The 14,636-nt window shown below is 69.2% G+C and carries 12 protein-coding genes; 8 read left to right on the top strand and 4 right to left on the bottom strand.

The annotated features are described in order from the left end of the window. Positions 1-18 precede the first annotated feature (18 nt). The 7 genes from ACWD26_RS06660 to ACWD26_RS06630 all read left to right on the top strand — a co-directional run bounded on the left by ACWD26_RS06660 (position 19) and on the right by ACWD26_RS06630 (position 8,176). A complete protein-coding gene (locus ACWD26_RS06660) occupies positions 19-1,365 on the top strand; it encodes an ABC transporter substrate-binding protein (RefSeq protein ID WP_451266917.1) in 1,347 nt (448 codons plus the stop codon). Between the two features lie 137 nt (positions 1,366-1,502). Next, complete coding sequence (locus ACWD26_RS06655) at positions 1,503-2,309, top strand: rhamnogalacturonan acetylesterase (RefSeq protein WP_451266915.1); 807 nt, start codon at positions 1,503-1,505, stop codon at positions 2,307-2,309. 119 nt (positions 2,310-2,428) lie between these two features. Continuing rightward, entirely contained in the window at positions 2,429-3,736 is a 1,308-nt protein-coding gene (locus tag ACWD26_RS06650; RefSeq protein ID WP_451266913.1) for a pectate lyase family protein, read from the top strand. Continuing rightward, positions 3,736-4,854 carry a pectinesterase family protein gene (locus ACWD26_RS06645; protein WP_451266911.1) on the top strand — a complete coding sequence of 373 codons (1,119 nt, stop codon included), beginning with the start codon at positions 3,736-3,738 and terminating at the stop codon, positions 4,852-4,854. Before ACWD26_RS06650 ends, ACWD26_RS06645 begins: the two co-directional genes overlap by 1 nt. A gap of 1 nt (position 4,855) precedes the next feature. After that, on the top strand, positions 4,856-5,884 hold the full coding sequence (locus tag ACWD26_RS06640) for a pectinesterase family protein (protein ID WP_451266909.1): 1,029 nt from the start codon (positions 4,856-4,858) through the stop codon (positions 5,882-5,884). Next, positions 5,871-7,028 carry a dienelactone hydrolase family protein gene (locus tag ACWD26_RS06635; protein WP_451266907.1) on the top strand — a complete coding sequence of 386 codons (1,158 nt, stop codon included), beginning with the start codon at positions 5,871-5,873 and terminating at the stop codon, positions 7,026-7,028. The genes ACWD26_RS06640 and ACWD26_RS06635 overlap by 14 nt, the downstream gene beginning before the upstream one ends. Before the next feature lie 35 nt (positions 7,029-7,063). Beyond that, positions 7,064-8,176, top strand: a complete 1,113-nt coding sequence (locus tag ACWD26_RS06630) for a right-handed parallel beta-helix repeat-containing protein (protein WP_451266905.1) — start codon at positions 7,064-7,066, stop codon at positions 8,174-8,176. A 5-nt stretch (positions 8,177-8,181) separates the two neighbouring features. Here ACWD26_RS06630 and ACWD26_RS06625 read toward each other — a convergent pair whose 3' ends face one another. Beyond that, on the bottom strand, positions 8,182-10,395 hold the full coding sequence (locus ACWD26_RS06625) for a family 43 glycosylhydrolase (protein ID WP_451266903.1): 2,214 nt from the start codon (positions 10,393-10,395) through the stop codon (positions 8,182-8,184). Between the two features lie 248 nt (positions 10,396-10,643). Between ACWD26_RS06625 and ACWD26_RS06620 the strand changes: the two genes are divergently transcribed. Continuing rightward, positions 10,644-11,798: a right-handed parallel beta-helix repeat-containing protein gene (locus tag ACWD26_RS06620; RefSeq protein WP_451266901.1), complete on the top strand. Its 1,155-nt coding sequence runs from the start codon at positions 10,644-10,646 to the stop codon at positions 11,796-11,798. Between the two features lie 318 nt (positions 11,799-12,116). Here the strand turns inward: ACWD26_RS06620 and ACWD26_RS06615 are convergent, their stop codons facing one another. The 3 genes from ACWD26_RS06615 to ACWD26_RS06605 form a co-directional block, all read right to left on the bottom strand. Further along, positions 12,117-12,947, bottom strand: coding sequence for a pectate lyase (locus ACWD26_RS06615; RefSeq protein ID WP_451266899.1), 831 nt, complete (start codon positions 12,945-12,947; stop codon positions 12,117-12,119). 84 nt (positions 12,948-13,031) lie between these two features. Next, entirely contained in the window at positions 13,032-13,904 is an 873-nt protein-coding gene (locus tag ACWD26_RS06610; RefSeq protein WP_451266897.1) for a hypothetical protein, read from the bottom strand. Further along, the gene (locus tag ACWD26_RS06605; protein ID WP_451266895.1) at positions 13,901-14,506 is read right to left on the bottom strand and encodes a SigE family RNA polymerase sigma factor; all 606 of its coding nucleotides are present in this window, start codon (positions 14,504-14,506) and stop codon (positions 13,901-13,903) included. Before ACWD26_RS06605 ends, ACWD26_RS06610 begins: the two co-directional genes overlap by 4 nt. Between the last annotated feature and the right edge of the window lie 130 nt (positions 14,507-14,636).

Genomic DNA, 14,636 nt, shown 5'->3' with positions numbered 1-14,636 from the left:
GAAGAAGAGAGCCGTTCAATGAAGATCAGCAATCGCAGAAGCAGGCGTGCCGCCGCGGCCATCGCCCTGGGATCCGTACTCGCGCTGACCGCCACCGCCTGTGGTGACGACGGCAGTGGCGCGGGCGGCGACAAGGGCTCCGAGGGCAGCGGCAAGGGCGAGGTCGTCTTCTGGGACAACAACGGCGGTGTCCGGACCGACATCTGGAAGGAGATCATCGCCGACTTCGAGAAGGCCAACCCGGAGATCAAGGTCGAGTACGTCGGGATCGCCTCCACCGAGTACCAGTCCAAGGTCGACACCGCCATCCAGGGCGGCGGTCTCCCGGACGTCGGCGGTGTCGGCGCGGCCATGGCCGCCGGGTTCGCCGCGCAGGGCGCCCTGGAGCCGCTCGACGACCGGCTCTCCAAGTCCTCCCTGGGCGGCAAGCTCAACGAGTCGATGGTCGAGTCGCTGAAGTCCGCCGGCGGCGGCGACGCCCTGTACTCGATCCCGACCTCCGCCAACAACGGTGTCCTCTACTACCGCACCGACCTGTTCAAGGAGGCGGGCCTGGCGGAGCCCACCGACTGGGACAAGTTCTACGAGGCCGCCGAGAAGCTCACCGACAAGGGCAAGAACAAGTTCGGCTACACCATCCGCGGTGGCGCCGGCTCCATCGCCCAGGCGCTGGACGCGATGTACGGGCAGTCCGGCATCACCTCGTTCTGGGACGCGAGCGGTGAGAAGACCACCGTCAACGACCCGAAGAACGTCGAGGCCCTGGAGAAGTACGTCGGCCTCTACAAGAAGGTCACCCCCGCGGCCGACCTCAACAACGACTTCACCAAGATGGTCGCGCAGTTCGACTCCGGCACGATCGGGATGCTGAACCACAACCTGGGGTCGTACCAGGACCATGTGAAGGCGTTCGGCGACAAGTTCCGGGGCATCCCCCAGCCGACCGGGCCCGGCGGCAAGCGGGTCCAGGTGTCCAACCCCGTCGACGGGCTCGGCATGTTCAAGAGCTCGAAGAACAAGGAAGCCGCCTGGAAGTTCATCGAGTTCGCGACCTCGCACGAGGAGAACTCCAAGTTCAACAAGTCCGCCGGACAGGTGCCGTCGAACAACGACGCCGCCAAGGACGCGTGGATCTCCGAGGCGGAGCCGACGAAGCTGGCCGCCGCCGCGCTGACCGACGGGTCGACGACGATCGTGCAGCTGCCGTACTACCTGCCGGACTGGAACACGATCTCCAAGGCCGACAACGAGCCGGCCTTCCAGAAGGTGATGGACGGGCAGAGCACGGCGAAGGAGTTCCTGGACTCGCTGGCCGACCAGCTGAACAAGGCGCAGGCCGAGTGGAACGAGCAGAAGAAGGGCTGAGGGTCCGGTCCGGTTCGACTGTGGCCGGCTGTGGGTTGTTGTGGCTGGTCGCGCCCACGCGGCGGAGCCGCACATGTCACAGCCCCGCGCCCCTGAAGGGGCGCGGGGGTACCCCCTGCTGAGAAAGGCACCCGCACGTGTCACTCACCCGTAGACAGGTCACCAGCGCGGCTCTCGCCGCCGTTCCGCTCGCCGCCACCGCCACCGGGCCCGCGTCCGCCGCCGTGTCGTCCGGCGGGCCCCGGCGTGAGCGCACCCTCTACATCGCCGGTGACTCCACCGCCGCGCAGAAGTACGCCGACGCCGCGCCCGAGACGGGGTGGGGGATGGCGCTCCCGTTCTTCCTCAGGAAGGGGCTGGCGGTCTCCAACCACGCCGTGAACGGGCGTAGTTCGAAGAGCTTCATCGACGAGGGGCGCCTGGACGTCATCCTCGGAGCCATTCGGCCCGGGGACTTCCTGGTCATCCAGTTCGGGCACAACGACTCCAAGATCGCCGATCCCACGCGGTACACCGAGCCGTGGACGACGTACCAGGACCATCTGCGCCAGTACATCGACGGTGCGCGGGCGCGGGGGGCGCGGCCGGTGCTCGCCACCTCCGTCGAGCGGAGGAAGTTCGACGCGGCGGGCAACGCCGTGGCGACCCACGGCGACTATCCGGCGTCGGCGATCGCTCTCGCCGCCGAAGAGGGTGTCGCGCTCCTCGACATCCAGGCGCTGTCCATCGCGCTGTGGCAGAAGCTCGGGGTCGAGGAGACCAAGAAGTACTTCAACTGGACCGAGACCGAGCAGGACAACACGCACTTCAATCCGCCGGGGGCCATCGCCGTGGCCCGGCTCGTCGCGGGTGAGTTGTCGCGCGGGCGGGTTCTTTCACCGAGGGACGTTCGTCGTCTGGGCGAAGAGGTCCCCGACTCCTGGATCACGTGGCCCGAGGCGTAGCGCCGCACTTGTAGGCCGGTTTATGGCTGCGGGCCCGTTCGTGGCTGGTCGCGCAGTTCCCCACGCCCCTGACGGGGCGCCACCTCCCCCCTTCTTTCGCTTCGAAAGGAACCGCATTCATGCGTCCTCGTATCTGGCATGCCCATGTCATGACATCCGTTGTCGGCTGCACCGCTCTGGTGCTCGGTGTCACCGGGACCGGAGCGGCCTCTGCCGCCCAGCGTGACCTCGGTCGGCAGGTTCTCGGCGCCGGTGACGGCTGGGGCTCGGCGGAGGGTGGTACGACCGGTGGCTCGGCCGCCGACGCCGAGCACATCTACACCGTGACCACCTGGGCCCAGTTCAAGGCCGCGCTGAAGGACGGCGGCGACGCACCGAAGATCATCAAGGTCAAGGGGATGATCGACGCCGTCTCCGAGGGCTGCGAGGCCTTCGTCACCGGCGGCTACGACCTCCAGCAGTACCTCAAGGACTACGACCCGGCCGTCTACGGCAACGACGAGGTCGCCAAGGGCCCGCAGGAGGACGCGCGGGTCGCGTCCATGGCCAACCAGGACTCGGCGATCAAGGCCCACATCCCGAGCAACACCACCATCGTCGGCGTCGGCAAGAACTCCGGCATCCTCGGCGGCAGCATCCAGATCAAGGACGTCTCGAACGTCATCATGCGCAACCTCACCATCGAGGCCCCGCTCGACTGCTTCCCCAAGTGGGACCCGACCGACGACAACAACACCGGCAACTGGAACTCCGAGTACGACACCGTGGTCGTCTACAACACCCACCATGTGTGGCTCGACCACAACACGTTCACCGACGGGCGCTACCCCGACAGCGAGCGGCCGGTCTACTTCGGCAAGGTCTTCCAGCAGCACGACGGGCTGACGGACATCGTGCGCGGCTCCAACTACGTGACCGTGTCCTGGAACCGCTACGAGAACCACGACAAGAACATGCTGATCGGGAACGGCGACGGCCTCGCCGCCATCGACGCCGGCAAGCTCAAGGTCACCATGCACCACAACCGCTTCGAGGGCATCCTCCAGCGCTCCCCGCGCGTGCGGTTCGGTCAGGTCGACGTCTACAACAACCACTACATCGTGACCGAGGAGCAGAAGGACGACTACTACATCTTCGGTGTCGGCATCTCCTCGCAGCTCCACGCCAGCGACAACGCGATCTCGCTGCCGGCCGGCGCCAGCGTCGGCAAGGCCCTGAAGAAGTGGAACGAGTCCCCGCTCACCGCCGAGAACAACTACGTCAACGGCAGGCTGACGGATCTCATCGCCGTCCACAACGCCGAGATCCCCTCGGAGATCCTGCGGTCCGGAGCCGGCTGGACGCCCACCCTGCGGACCAAGGTCGACAAGCCGCGCGCCGTGCCGGGCATCGTCGCCAAGAACGCCGGTGTCGGAAAGGTCTGCTGATGACCGACCAGCACAGGGGCCTCAGCAGACGCTCGTTCGTCGTCGCCGGTGTGGGGGCCGCGCTCGCCCTGGGGGCCGCGCCGTCGGCGCATGCCGCCCGTGGGCGTTCCCCCTTCGGCCGGTACGGCTCTCCCGCCGCCCGGCTCGACGAGCGGACCCTGTACGTGGACGCCGGCGGCGCCGGTGACTTCACCACCGTCCAGGCCGCCGTGACCGCCGCGAGCACCAGCGGGTACACCCTCGTCATCGCGCCGGGCGTCTACCGCGGGACCGTCGCCGTCGGCGTCGCCCGTACGCAGATGACCTGGATCGGCGCCTCCGGCCGCGCGCGGGACGTCGTGGTCGTCCACGACAACGCGGCCGGTACGCCGAAGCCCGGCGGCGGCACCTACGGCACCACCGGGTCGGCCACGACCCTGGTGCAGGCCGACGGGTTCACCGCGCGGGACATCACCTTCGCCAACGACTGGCTGCGCGCCGACCACCCCGGGATCAGCGGCACCCAGGCCGTCGCCATCAAGGTGCAGGGCGACCGGTCGGCGTTCGTGCGCTGCCGGTTCCTCGGGCACCAGGACACCCTGTACGCCGACTCGATGGCCCTCGGCACCTTCGCCCGGCAGTACTTCCGCGACTGCTACGCCGAAGGGGACGTGGACTTCGTCTTCGGGCGGGCCACGGCCGTGTTCGAACGCTGCCACTTCCACACCCTGACCAGGACCGACCTGACGTCCGCCCCGTACGGGTTCGTGTTCGCGCCCTCCACCGCGGGCGCCAACCCACGCGGCTACCTGGTGACCCGGAGCCGGATCACCAGCGAGGCCCCGGACGCCTACTACAAGCTGGCTCGCCCCTGGGTGCCCAGCTCGGACACCACCGCCCGGCCCATGCTCACCGTGCGCGAGACCCGCCTCGGTGCCGGGATCGACGCTGTCGCTCCCTACACCAACATGTCGTCGGGCTTCCCCTGGCAGGACCAGCGGTTCGCCGAGTACCGGAACACCGGACCGGGCGCCGTCGTCTCCGTCCCGGAGAACCGGCCCCAACTCACGGCCGCGGAAGCCGAGTCGGCCACCCGCGAGGCGTACCTCGGCGACTGGACTCCGTGGGAGAGGTGCTGAGATGCGCCGGCGCACACTGCTCACCGGGATCGCCGGCGGCCTCGTGGCCGCCGGCGCGGCCCCCGCCCTGGCCCATGGCCGCCGGGTCCTGCACGTCCGGCCCGGCGGTTCCGTCCAGGCCGCCGTGGACGCCGTCACCGGCCCCGGGTGGACGATCGTCGTCCACCCGGGTACGTACCGCGAGGTCGTCGACATCCCCGCGGACAAGGGTGAGTTGACCCTGCGCGGCGCGTCCCGCGACGCGCGTGCCGCCGTCGTCGTCTTCGACCGCGCCAACGGCACCCCCAGGCCCGAGGGCGGCACCTACGGCACCGCGGGCTCCGCCACCCTCACCTCGGCGGCGCCCGGCCTGACCGTACGCGACGTGACCCTCGCCAACGACTGGCTGCGCGCCGACCACCCCGACATCACCGGGACCCAGGCGGTCGCCGCGTACGTCACCGGGGACCGGTCGCACTTCGAGAACGTCCGGTTCCTCGCCCACCAGGACACCCTCTTCGCGGACACCACCGCGCTCGACGCCTTCGACCGGCAGTACTACCGGCGCTGCTACATCGAGGGCGACGTGGACTTCGTCTTCGGGCGGGCCCGGGCCGTCTTCGACTCCTGCCACTTCCACACCCTCCAGCGGGACGTGTCCTTCACCCCCAAGGGCATGGTCTTCGCGCCCGCCACCGCCCGCGCCAACCCCTACGGCTTCCTCGCCCTGCACGGCCGGATCACCTCCGGCGCGGAGGACGCGGCCTACAAGATCGCCCGCCCCTGGGTGCCCTCGTACGAGACGACCGCCTGGCCCTCGCTCGTCGTCCGGGACACCTGGATCGGCCCCGGCATCGACGCCGTCGAGCCCTACACCAACATGCGTGAGGCCTACCCCTGGCAGACCATGCGCTTTCGCGAGTACGCCAACTCCGGGCCGGGCGCGGCCGTTTCGGTGCCGGAGAACCGGCCCCAGCTGACGGCCGCCGAAGCGCGGGAGCACACACGGCGGACGTATCTGGGGGACTGGAGGCCCTATGGCCGCCGGTGATCCGGTGGGGCGTCGCGCCTTCGTGGTGGGCGCGGGGGCGGCCGCCCTCTTCGGCGGCGTCGGATCCGCCGAGGCGGCGGCGCCCCTGGAAGGCGCCCTCCCCGGCTTCCACCCCCTCCTCAAGGAGGAGCTCCGCTTCCCGCTCGCCTGGGGGACCTCACCGATCCGCGACTTCCGCACCTGGCGGCGGGCCGCCCGCGCGAAGGTCGAGGAGCATCTCCTCGTCGAGCGGGACCACACCCCCTACGCGCCCGAGTTCGGCGGGCAGCGGGCCGAAGGCGACGGCTGTACCCGCGAGTTGGTGACCTTCTCCCCCACCCGGTACGGCCGGGTCCGGGGCGCCCTGCTCACCCCGCACGGCACCGGGCCCTTCCCCGCCGTCCTCCTCCTGCACGACCACGGCGCCAAGTTCGACATCGGGAAGGAGAAGCTGGTCAGGCCCTGGTACGACGACACCCGGCTGACCTCCGCGCAAGGATGGGCCGACCGGTACTTCAGCGGGCGGTTCGTCGGCGACGAACTCGCCCGGCGCGGCTACGTCGTCCTCGCCGTGGACGCGCTCGGCTGGGGCGACCGCGGACCGGTCACCTACGACGAGCAGCAGGCGCTCGCGAGCAACCTCTACAACCTGGGCTCGTCGCTCGCCGGGCTCATGGCCAGGGAGGACGTCCGCGCGGCGGCCTTCCTGGCCGGCCTCGACCGGGTGGACCGGCGCCGGGTCGCCGCCCTCGGCTTCTCCATGGGCGCCTTCCGGGCCTGGCAGACGGCCGCGCTCAGCGACGACATCGCGGCCGCCGCGAGCGTGTGCTGGATGACCGGCCTCAAGGAGGTCATGGTCCCCGGCAACAACATCCTGCGCGGCCAGTCCTCCTTCCACATGCTCCACCCCGGGCTCGCCCGGCACCTGGACTTCCCCGACGTGGCGAGCATCGGCGCCCCCAAGCCGATGTTCTTCCTGAGCGGCGGCCTCGACCCGCTGTTCCCCGCCGACGGCGTCCGCGTGGCCCACGACAAGCTGCGCGCCGTCTGGCGGTCCCGCCACGCCGAGGAGCGGTTGCGGCTGAGGACCTGGCCGGACCTCGGCCATGTGTTTACCGCGCCCCAGCAGGACGAGGTCCTCGACTGGCTCGATGCCGTCCTGTGAACCACCCCACCCGCACGAGAAAGGAACCGCTCTCCATGTCTCGTCGTACCACTCTGGCCCTGGGCACCGCCCTGGCCCTCGGCGCCGGTCTGGCCGTGCTCCCCACCCAGGCGCACGCCGCGACCGTGGTCGTCAGCAACTCCACCGACCTGTCCAACGCCCTCAAGAACGCCACCGCGGGCACCGTCATCCAGGTGCGCGGCGGCACGTACTACCCGACGGCGACCCTCCAGTCCACGGCGAACGGCACCTCGTCCAGCCGGATACACCTCCAGCCGTACGGCTCCGAGACCGTGAAGATCGACGGCTCGAACCTCCCCGACGGCGACTGGATCTTCAAGCTGACCGCCGACTACTGGACCGTCTCCGGCATCACCTTCCAGAACTCCCCGGACAGCGCGGTCGTCTGCCAGTCCTGCGCCTCCACGGTCTGGGACAACATCAAGACCATCAACGGCGGCGACTCCGGCTTCACGCTCACCGGCGACAGCACCACCAACAACACCGTCCGGAACATCGACTCCTACGGTCACTACGACGCGGCCACCCACGGCGAGAACGCCGACGGCATCGCCGTGAAGTTCGGCTCCGGCAGCGGCAACCTCATCACCGGCGCCCGCCTCTACAACAACTCGGACGACGGCCTGGACTTCTGGTCCTTCTCCTCGCCCGTCACCGTCGAGCACACCTGGGCGATGGGCAACGGCAAGAACCGCTGGGGCGACTCCGCCTTCGCGGGCGACGGCAACGGCTACAAGCTGGGCGGCGACGGCGAGGTGGTCGCCCATGTCATCAACAACTCGGCCGCCTGGGACAACGCCGGCAACGGCTTCACCGAGAACAGCAACAAGGGCGCCATCGTCATCAACCGCACCACCGCCTACGCCAACGCCAAGTGGGGCTACTACTTCGCCACCGGCGCGGCCCGCCTCGGCAAGAACCTGGCGGTCCGCAACGGCTCCGGCTCGGTGAACAAGGGCTCGTCGGTGGTGTCGTCCGGCAACAACTGGGACTCCGGCATCGCCACGCCCTCCTTCCGCTCCACCGACGCCTCCTCGACGTACAACGCCCGTTCGTCGAGCGGCACACTGCCCGCGACCACCTTCCTGACCACGGGCAGCACGACGATCGGCGCGACGATGAACTGAGCCGGTTACCGCCTGACCGGCCTGATCGACTCCAGGGTCGGCACCACCGGCTCGATCGTCCCGTCGGCCGCGAACTCCATACGGTCGATGGTCGTCTCCCGGTGCGTGCCGTCCCCGCCGGACTTGCCGGGGCCGTTGAGGGCGAACCGGTGGTAGACGATGTACCAGTCGTCCGTGCCGGGCACGTTCACCACCGAGTGGTGGCCGGTCGCCTTGATGCCGTACTCGGGACGCTTGGACAGGATCGTGTCCCGCTTGGTCCAGGGGCCGAGCGGGGACGGCCCGGTCGCGTATGCCACGTGGTAGTTCTCGCTGCGCGTGTCGTCCTCGGACCACATGAAGTAGTAGGTGCCCTTGCGCTTGATCACGAAGGCGCCCTCCCGGAAGTTGTCCGGGGTGATGTCCTTCACCTCGGCCGCGTCGAACGACACCATGTCGTCGTTCAGCGGCACGACGTACCCGTGCATGTTGCCCCAGTACAGATACGCCTGCCCGTCGTCGTCGACGAAGACCGACGGGTCGATCGCCTGGCCGCTGAACTGCCCCTTGGCGACGAGGGGTTTGCCGAGGGCGTCCTTGAACGGGCCGGCGGGGGAGTCCGCGACGGCCACGCCGATGTTCCCCTCGGCGCAGAAGTAGAAGTAGTACCTGCCGTCGCGCTCGGCGATCGCCGGGGCCCAGGCGTTCTTGTCGGCCCAGGTCACGTCGGGGCCCAGGTCGAGGATCAGGCCGTGGTCCTTCCAATGGACCAGGTCCTTCGACGAGAACGCCTTGAACCGCGTGCCGCTCCAGCCGGGGAAACCGTCGGTCGTCGGGTAGATCCAGTAGCGGCCGTTCATGTACTTGACGTCGGGGTCGGCGTAGAGGCCCGGCAGGACCGGGCTGCGGGTGGGCACCGCCTCGACCGTCCAGACGCGTTTCGTGCCGTCGGCCGCCTTGACCGTGTACTTCTGCGGCTTGCGGAAGTCGCGTCGCGTGCCCGACCTCGGGGTCACCGTCGCGCCCTCACCGACCCAGAGCTTCGGCGCGAGCCGCGAGAGGTCGGTGGCGGGCTCCATCGGCAGGACGACCTTCGACGCGTCCTCCGTGACGATCGCGTAGCCCTCCTGGTCCTTCGCCGTCACGTCCACGACCGAGGTGGGGTTCACCGGATACGCGGCCAGCAGCCGGTCGTACTCCTTCTGCGTCACCGGGATGACCGTGCCGTGCCGAGGGCTCGCGGGCAGCTGGTAGTTCGTGGACGGGGTCCACTTCCCCGAGTCGAGGTCGGTCGTCTCGAAGGGGAGGTAGCCCCGGCCGCCGTACTCGTCGATGAACAGGTACCACTTCTCCTCGGTGTTCGACTTGAACACCGTCGGCCCCTCACCCCGGTCCATGGCGCCGTCGCCGATGCAGTCCGCGACGAAGTCGTACGTCGTCGAGGTCAGCGAGGCCGACTTCTCACCGGTGATGAACTTGGCGCAGGGGCTGGAGGAGGCGGGGTCCCGCTCGTCCTTGGTGTAGCGGTAGTACGTGCCGTCGTGCTTGACGACCGTGGAGTCGATGACCGAGTAGCCGGGGTCGTTCCAGACCTTCGGCTCACTGAAGGTGCGGAAGTCCTTCGTCGTCGCGTACAGCATCTTGTTGTACGTCGAGCCGGTGTGGTCCGGGTCGTCGTCGGCGTACAGCTTCGACGCCCAGAAGACGACGAACTCGCCGAGGCTGTCGTCCCAGTAGGCCTCCGGCGCCCAGGTGTTGCCCGCGTTGTCGGGCGAGACCTTCACCAGGCGCTGGTCGGTCCAGTTCACCAGGTCGGTGGATTCCCAGACCATGATCGACTTGCTGCCGTGTCTCTGGACCTGGTCCCAACTACCGCTGCTGTTCCGGTACATGCGCAGATCGGTCGCGATCATGTAGAACTTGTCGCCCTCGGGGGAGCGGATCACGAACGGGTCGCGCAGGCCCTTCTCGCCGATGGTCGAGGTGAGGACCGGCTTGCCGGAGTTCAGCTCCCGCCAGTGCAGCGCGTCGTTGCCACGGCTGAGGGCGTAGCGGATCTGCTCGCCGTCGGCGGTGCCCTCGCCGGTGAAGTAGGCGAAGAGATAACCGGCGTACTTGGATTTCTTCACGGGTTGCTCCGAGACCTTCGCGGGGGACTGGGCCGTGCCCGGTGGGGCCGCCAGGAGGCTGAGGAAGAGTGCCAGGAGGGGAAGCAGGAGCGTACGGGCGGTGGGGCGCATGACACATCCTGTGAGAGTCTGGTGGATTCTGTTGGCTGAGCTGCCCTCGGAGTCTCATCAGTGGGGTTCGGCGCGTCAATCGGTGTGCGTGTGAAGAGTCCGAGCGAAACTTTCGAACGATTTCGCAGGGGCACGGCAACCCTTTCCCGCCGGGTGGCGACCAGTGATCAGAAGCGGGTCGGGGCGGCCCCTCCGGCCCGCTTCGTTCCTTGTCTCCCCGAGACCCGTCCCCTGCGAAAGGAACACCCGTGCGTCAGACCAATGGACGCCATCGAAGAACCCGCACCCTGTCGATCGCGGCCGCGGTGTCCGTCGCCGCGGGGGCGGGCGGCGTCCACCTCGGCCTCTCGATCGACGGCGCCCGGGCCGCGGCCACCACGGTCACCGTCTCCAGCACCGCCCAGCTGGAGTCGGCCGTCGCGAGCGCCACCGCCGGTACGACCATCCAGGTGCGTGGTGGCACCTACCACCCGGCGAAGACGCTGAAGTCCACGGCGAACGGCACCACCTCGGCCCGCATCACGCTCACCGCGTACGGCAGCGAGAAGGTCAGGATCGACGGGTCCAAGCTCGCCGCCGGCTCCTGGCTCGCCGGGATCTACGGCGACCACTGGACCGTCTCGGGGATCACCTTCCAGAACTCTCCGGCCCAGGGCTTCGTCGCCACGTCGTCCGTCGGCGGGATCTTCGAGAACCTCGTCACCGCGAACAACGGCGACTCCGGGTTCACGCTGCGCGGCGACGGCACGACGAACAACCTCGTGCGGAATCTCGACAGTCACGGCAACTACGACGCCGCGAACCACGGCCAGAACGCCGACGGCATCGCCGTGAAGTTCGGCTCAGGCACGGGCAACAAGATCACCGGCGCGCGCCTGTACAACAACGCGGATGACGGGCTCGACCTCTGGCAGTTCTCCTCGCCCGTCACCATCGAGCACTCCTGGGCCTTCGGCAACGGCAGGAACCGCTGGAACGACTCCGCGTTCGAAGGCAACGGCAACGGGTTCAAGCTGGGCGGGGGAGGGGTCGTTGTCGCGCACTCCGTCAACAACAACGCGGCCTGGGACAACACGCTGCACGGGTTCACCGAGAACTCCAACACCGGGGCGATGCTGCTCAACCGGAACACCACGTACGGCAACAAGTCGAACGGGTTCTATTTCGCCACGGGTAGGGCGAGGTTGGCGCGGAACCTGGCGGTGGGGGACGGAACGGGCAAGGCGAAGCTGGGGTCGTCCACGGTGTCGGCCGCGAACAACTGGGACAGCGGGGTGACCGCGCCGGCCTTCAGGTCGACGGACGCGGCGACCGCGTATGCCGCTCGGCAGGCGAACGGGTCATTGCCGGCCACGACGTTTCTGACCACGGGCTCCACGGCTGTCGGCTCGACGATGGACTGATCTGCCGCGCAGGGATCGTGGGGAGCCGCGGGTCGTCTGTGGCCGGCCGCGCGGTGCCCGCGCCCCTCTGGGGGGCCAGCACCTGAAAGGCGCCCCCCGCCGGTCGTCACCGGCGGGGGGCGTTGTGTGTGCCGACCCGAGGGGGGCTCTGGTCGGCACCTGCTGCCGGCCGAGGGGGGCTCAGGCCGGCAGGTCCATGTTGATCTTCAGGACGTCGTACTCACCGGTGTTCGACTTCCACGCACTGGTAGGGACGCCGTAGGTGAACGTGTGGTTGTTCCCCCGGCCAGCCGAAGCCGGGGACTGCCGGATCCTGGGCTACTTGTACGTGAGGGCGGATGACGGGAACTTGCAGGTGGTTCCGTCCGCGCCCACGCCGATCTGGGTCGGCTCCTTGCCCGAGCTGTTGCCCTTGAAGCGCACGCAGGTCTTGACCTTCTTCTTCGCGTCGCCGTGGATGCGGATCTTCGACAGCGTCGCGGTGTCACCGTAGTTGGCGTTCACGCCGACGATCGCCTTCAGGGGCGCCACGACGTCGATGTCGCTCAGCACGATCGTGCGCTTGTACTGCTTCTTGCAGTTGCCGCAGGAGCGCACCAGCTTGCCGGAGTCCTGCACCCGGAACCCGGTGATGTTGAGCCTCCCGGCGCCGTTGAACTGGAAGACCTTGTCCGAGGCCTTCTTCGCGCCGCCGCCGACGACCTTGTACACGGCCTTCGGCGACTTGCCCTTGAAGCTGGCGGCGTCCTCGCCGACGTCCAGCCACCACACGTTCTTCAGCGTGCAGCTGCCCTTGCAGTGCACCCCGTCCGCCCCCGGCACACCGATGATCACGTTCTTCAGCACGGCGCCGTCCGCCAGCTCGAAGATCGGGTCCTGGCCCTCGTCCTGGCTGCCGGAGCCGAGCGCGCCCTTGCCGGAGAACTTCTTCAGCTTGCCGTCGTAGGTGCCCTTCACCTTGATCGTCGAGGAGACGGCCTTGCTGCCCTTGGCCGTCGGCCAGGTCGCCGCGGCGCCGGCGGTGGACAGCAGCGACGCCGTGACGATCGCCCCGCCGGTGAGGGCGAGGGCGGCCACCGAGCCGATCACGGCCCGCCGGCCGGTGACCCGACGGCGGTGCCGGACGCGCTGTTCTGCAGGTGCGGTCATGTACCCGATTCCTCGCTGGTGGTGACTGTTGCGCCTACTGGTCGCCACCGGTGGGGAAAGGGTTGCCGCGCCCACAGATCTTTTTTACGAATCACCCTCGTCCGAGGAGTCGTTGTCGCCGTGGTCCTCGAAGTCGCCCGCCACCGCCAGGTCTTCCCCGCCGGCCGTCGCCGTCATCGCGTAGCGGTCGTCGCCCGCGTCGCGCCCGCCGCGCTCGTGGTTGTACTGCCCCGCGAAGACGAACTCGCCCTTCGGGACCGTACGGCCGTCCTTGAGCGTCCAGGTGTAGACCAGGAAGCCGTCGTCTTCCTCGACCGTGAGGTCGAAGTCCTGCTCGGGCAGCGAACGCCACGCCCCGGCCGAGGAGACCCCGCCGGTCTGGGCGATCCGCAACTGGACGGTCAGCTCGGTGAGTTGCCCGCTCGTCTTCAGGGTGAGATTGCTCTGCGCCCAGAAGTCGTTGCTGTGCGGGTCGACCGAGCCGTCCGACCAGAGCGGGCCGTCCTCCTCGTTCCCCGAGGTGGGCAGCTCCGGCGCGGTCGTGTCCTTGGTGGACGGGCTCTTCGACGGGGTCGAGCCGGGCTTCTTCCGCTGCTCGCCGCCGGTGCTCGGGCTCGGGTCGTCGGGGTGGACCGGGGCCCGGCTCGTGGCGGCCGGGGAGTCGGCCGGGGTCGGGGAGACCACGACGGTCCCGCGGTCGGCCGGCGGTGCCTCCTCGCCCTTCACCGCGGAGGCGACCGCGTAACCGCCGACCGCGAGCACACCCGCGACACCGGCGGTGGCGGTGACCACCCGCACCCAGCCCCACAGCGGCGGCCGGGTCGCCTCGCGGCTCCGGCGCTTCTCGGGGGTGGCCATGCCGCGCTCGATCCGGGCCAGGATGCGGGCGCGGTCGGGCTCGTGCGCCTCGGCCGACTCGCGCAGCCGGGCACGCAGCTCCTCGTGCACGTCCCTCATCGGTCCCTTCCTCCGCCACTGCCCGGCGCGGCCGCACCGGTCACACTCGCGCCCGTCACGCCCGCGCCCGTGATGCCGGCGTGCATCCGCCGAGGCGCCTCCTCGGTGCCGAGCAGCTTCTGCAACTCGGCCATCCCCTTGGACGTCTGGCTCTTCACCGTACCGACCGAGACGCCGAGGGCGAGCGCCGTGTCCTTCTCCGAGAGGTCGAAGGCGTGCCGCAGGACCACGCACGCCCGCTTGCGGAACGGCAGTCTGCGCAGCGCCGACTGGACGTCGACCACGCCGGGCACATCGGGATTCTCGGTCTTCTCCTCGCGCTGCGACCAGAACAGCGTGATCCTGCGGCGCTCGCGGACCGCGCTGCGGATCCGGGTGCGGGCCAGATTGGCGACGACACCCCGGGCGTAGGCCACCGGATGGTCCGCCGCCCGGACCCGGTCCCAGCGGTGCCACATCGCGAGCAGCGCGTCCGCGGCCAGGTCGTCGGCGGCGTCGGCCTCACCGGTCAACAGATGGGCCAGGCGGGACAGTTCGGCATAGTGACGTTCGAAGAAGGCGTGGAACTCCACGGAGGCTGCGTCGTCGACGACAGTGCCCACGGGGACCTCTCTTCTCGCTGCGGCCACAGCAGCCGAGCCGGCTGGCTGTGCGTGTCATGTGAATGACATGTGCTCGTCCGGGGTCGACCCCCGACGAGATCCGGAAGAGTAGCAGTGATCGTGAAAGGGG

This window comes from Streptomyces sp. NPDC002787 (assembly GCF_053592095.1).
Note: the sequence above shows the minus strand (reverse complement) of the source record. Positions and strands in the feature narration are given on the sequence as shown.

What these genes read in the sequence shown, in the direction of transcription:
- ACWD26_RS06660 (WP_451266917.1), top strand. Translation starts at nt 19, where the DNA reads ATGAAGATCAGCAATCGCAGAAGCAGGCGTGCCGCCGCGGCCATCGCC.
- ACWD26_RS06650 (WP_451266913.1), top strand. Translation starts at nt 2,429, where the DNA reads ATGCGTCCTCGTATCTGGCATGCCCATGTCATGACATCCGTTGTCGGC.
- ACWD26_RS06645 (WP_451266911.1), top strand. Translation starts at nt 3,736, where the DNA reads ATGACCGACCAGCACAGGGGCCTCAGCAGACGCTCGTTCGTCGTCGCC.
- ACWD26_RS06640 (WP_451266909.1), top strand. Translation starts at nt 4,856, where the DNA reads ATGCGCCGGCGCACACTGCTCACCGGGATCGCCGGCGGCCTCGTGGCC.
- ACWD26_RS06635 (WP_451266907.1), top strand. Translation starts at nt 5,871, where the DNA reads ATGGCCGCCGGTGATCCGGTGGGGCGTCGCGCCTTCGTGGTGGGCGCG.
- ACWD26_RS06630 (WP_451266905.1), top strand. Translation starts at nt 7,064, where the DNA reads ATGTCTCGTCGTACCACTCTGGCCCTGGGCACCGCCCTGGCCCTCGGC.
- ACWD26_RS06625 (WP_451266903.1), bottom strand. Translation starts at nt 10,395, where the DNA reads ATGCGCCCCACCGCCCGTACGCTCCTGCTTCCCCTCCTGGCACTCTTC.
- ACWD26_RS06615 (WP_451266899.1), bottom strand. Translation starts at nt 12,947, where the DNA reads ATGACCGCACCTGCAGAACAGCGCGTCCGGCACCGCCGTCGGGTCACC.
- ACWD26_RS06610 (WP_451266897.1), bottom strand. Translation starts at nt 13,904, where the DNA reads ATGAGGGACGTGCACGAGGAGCTGCGTGCCCGGCTGCGCGAGTCGGCC.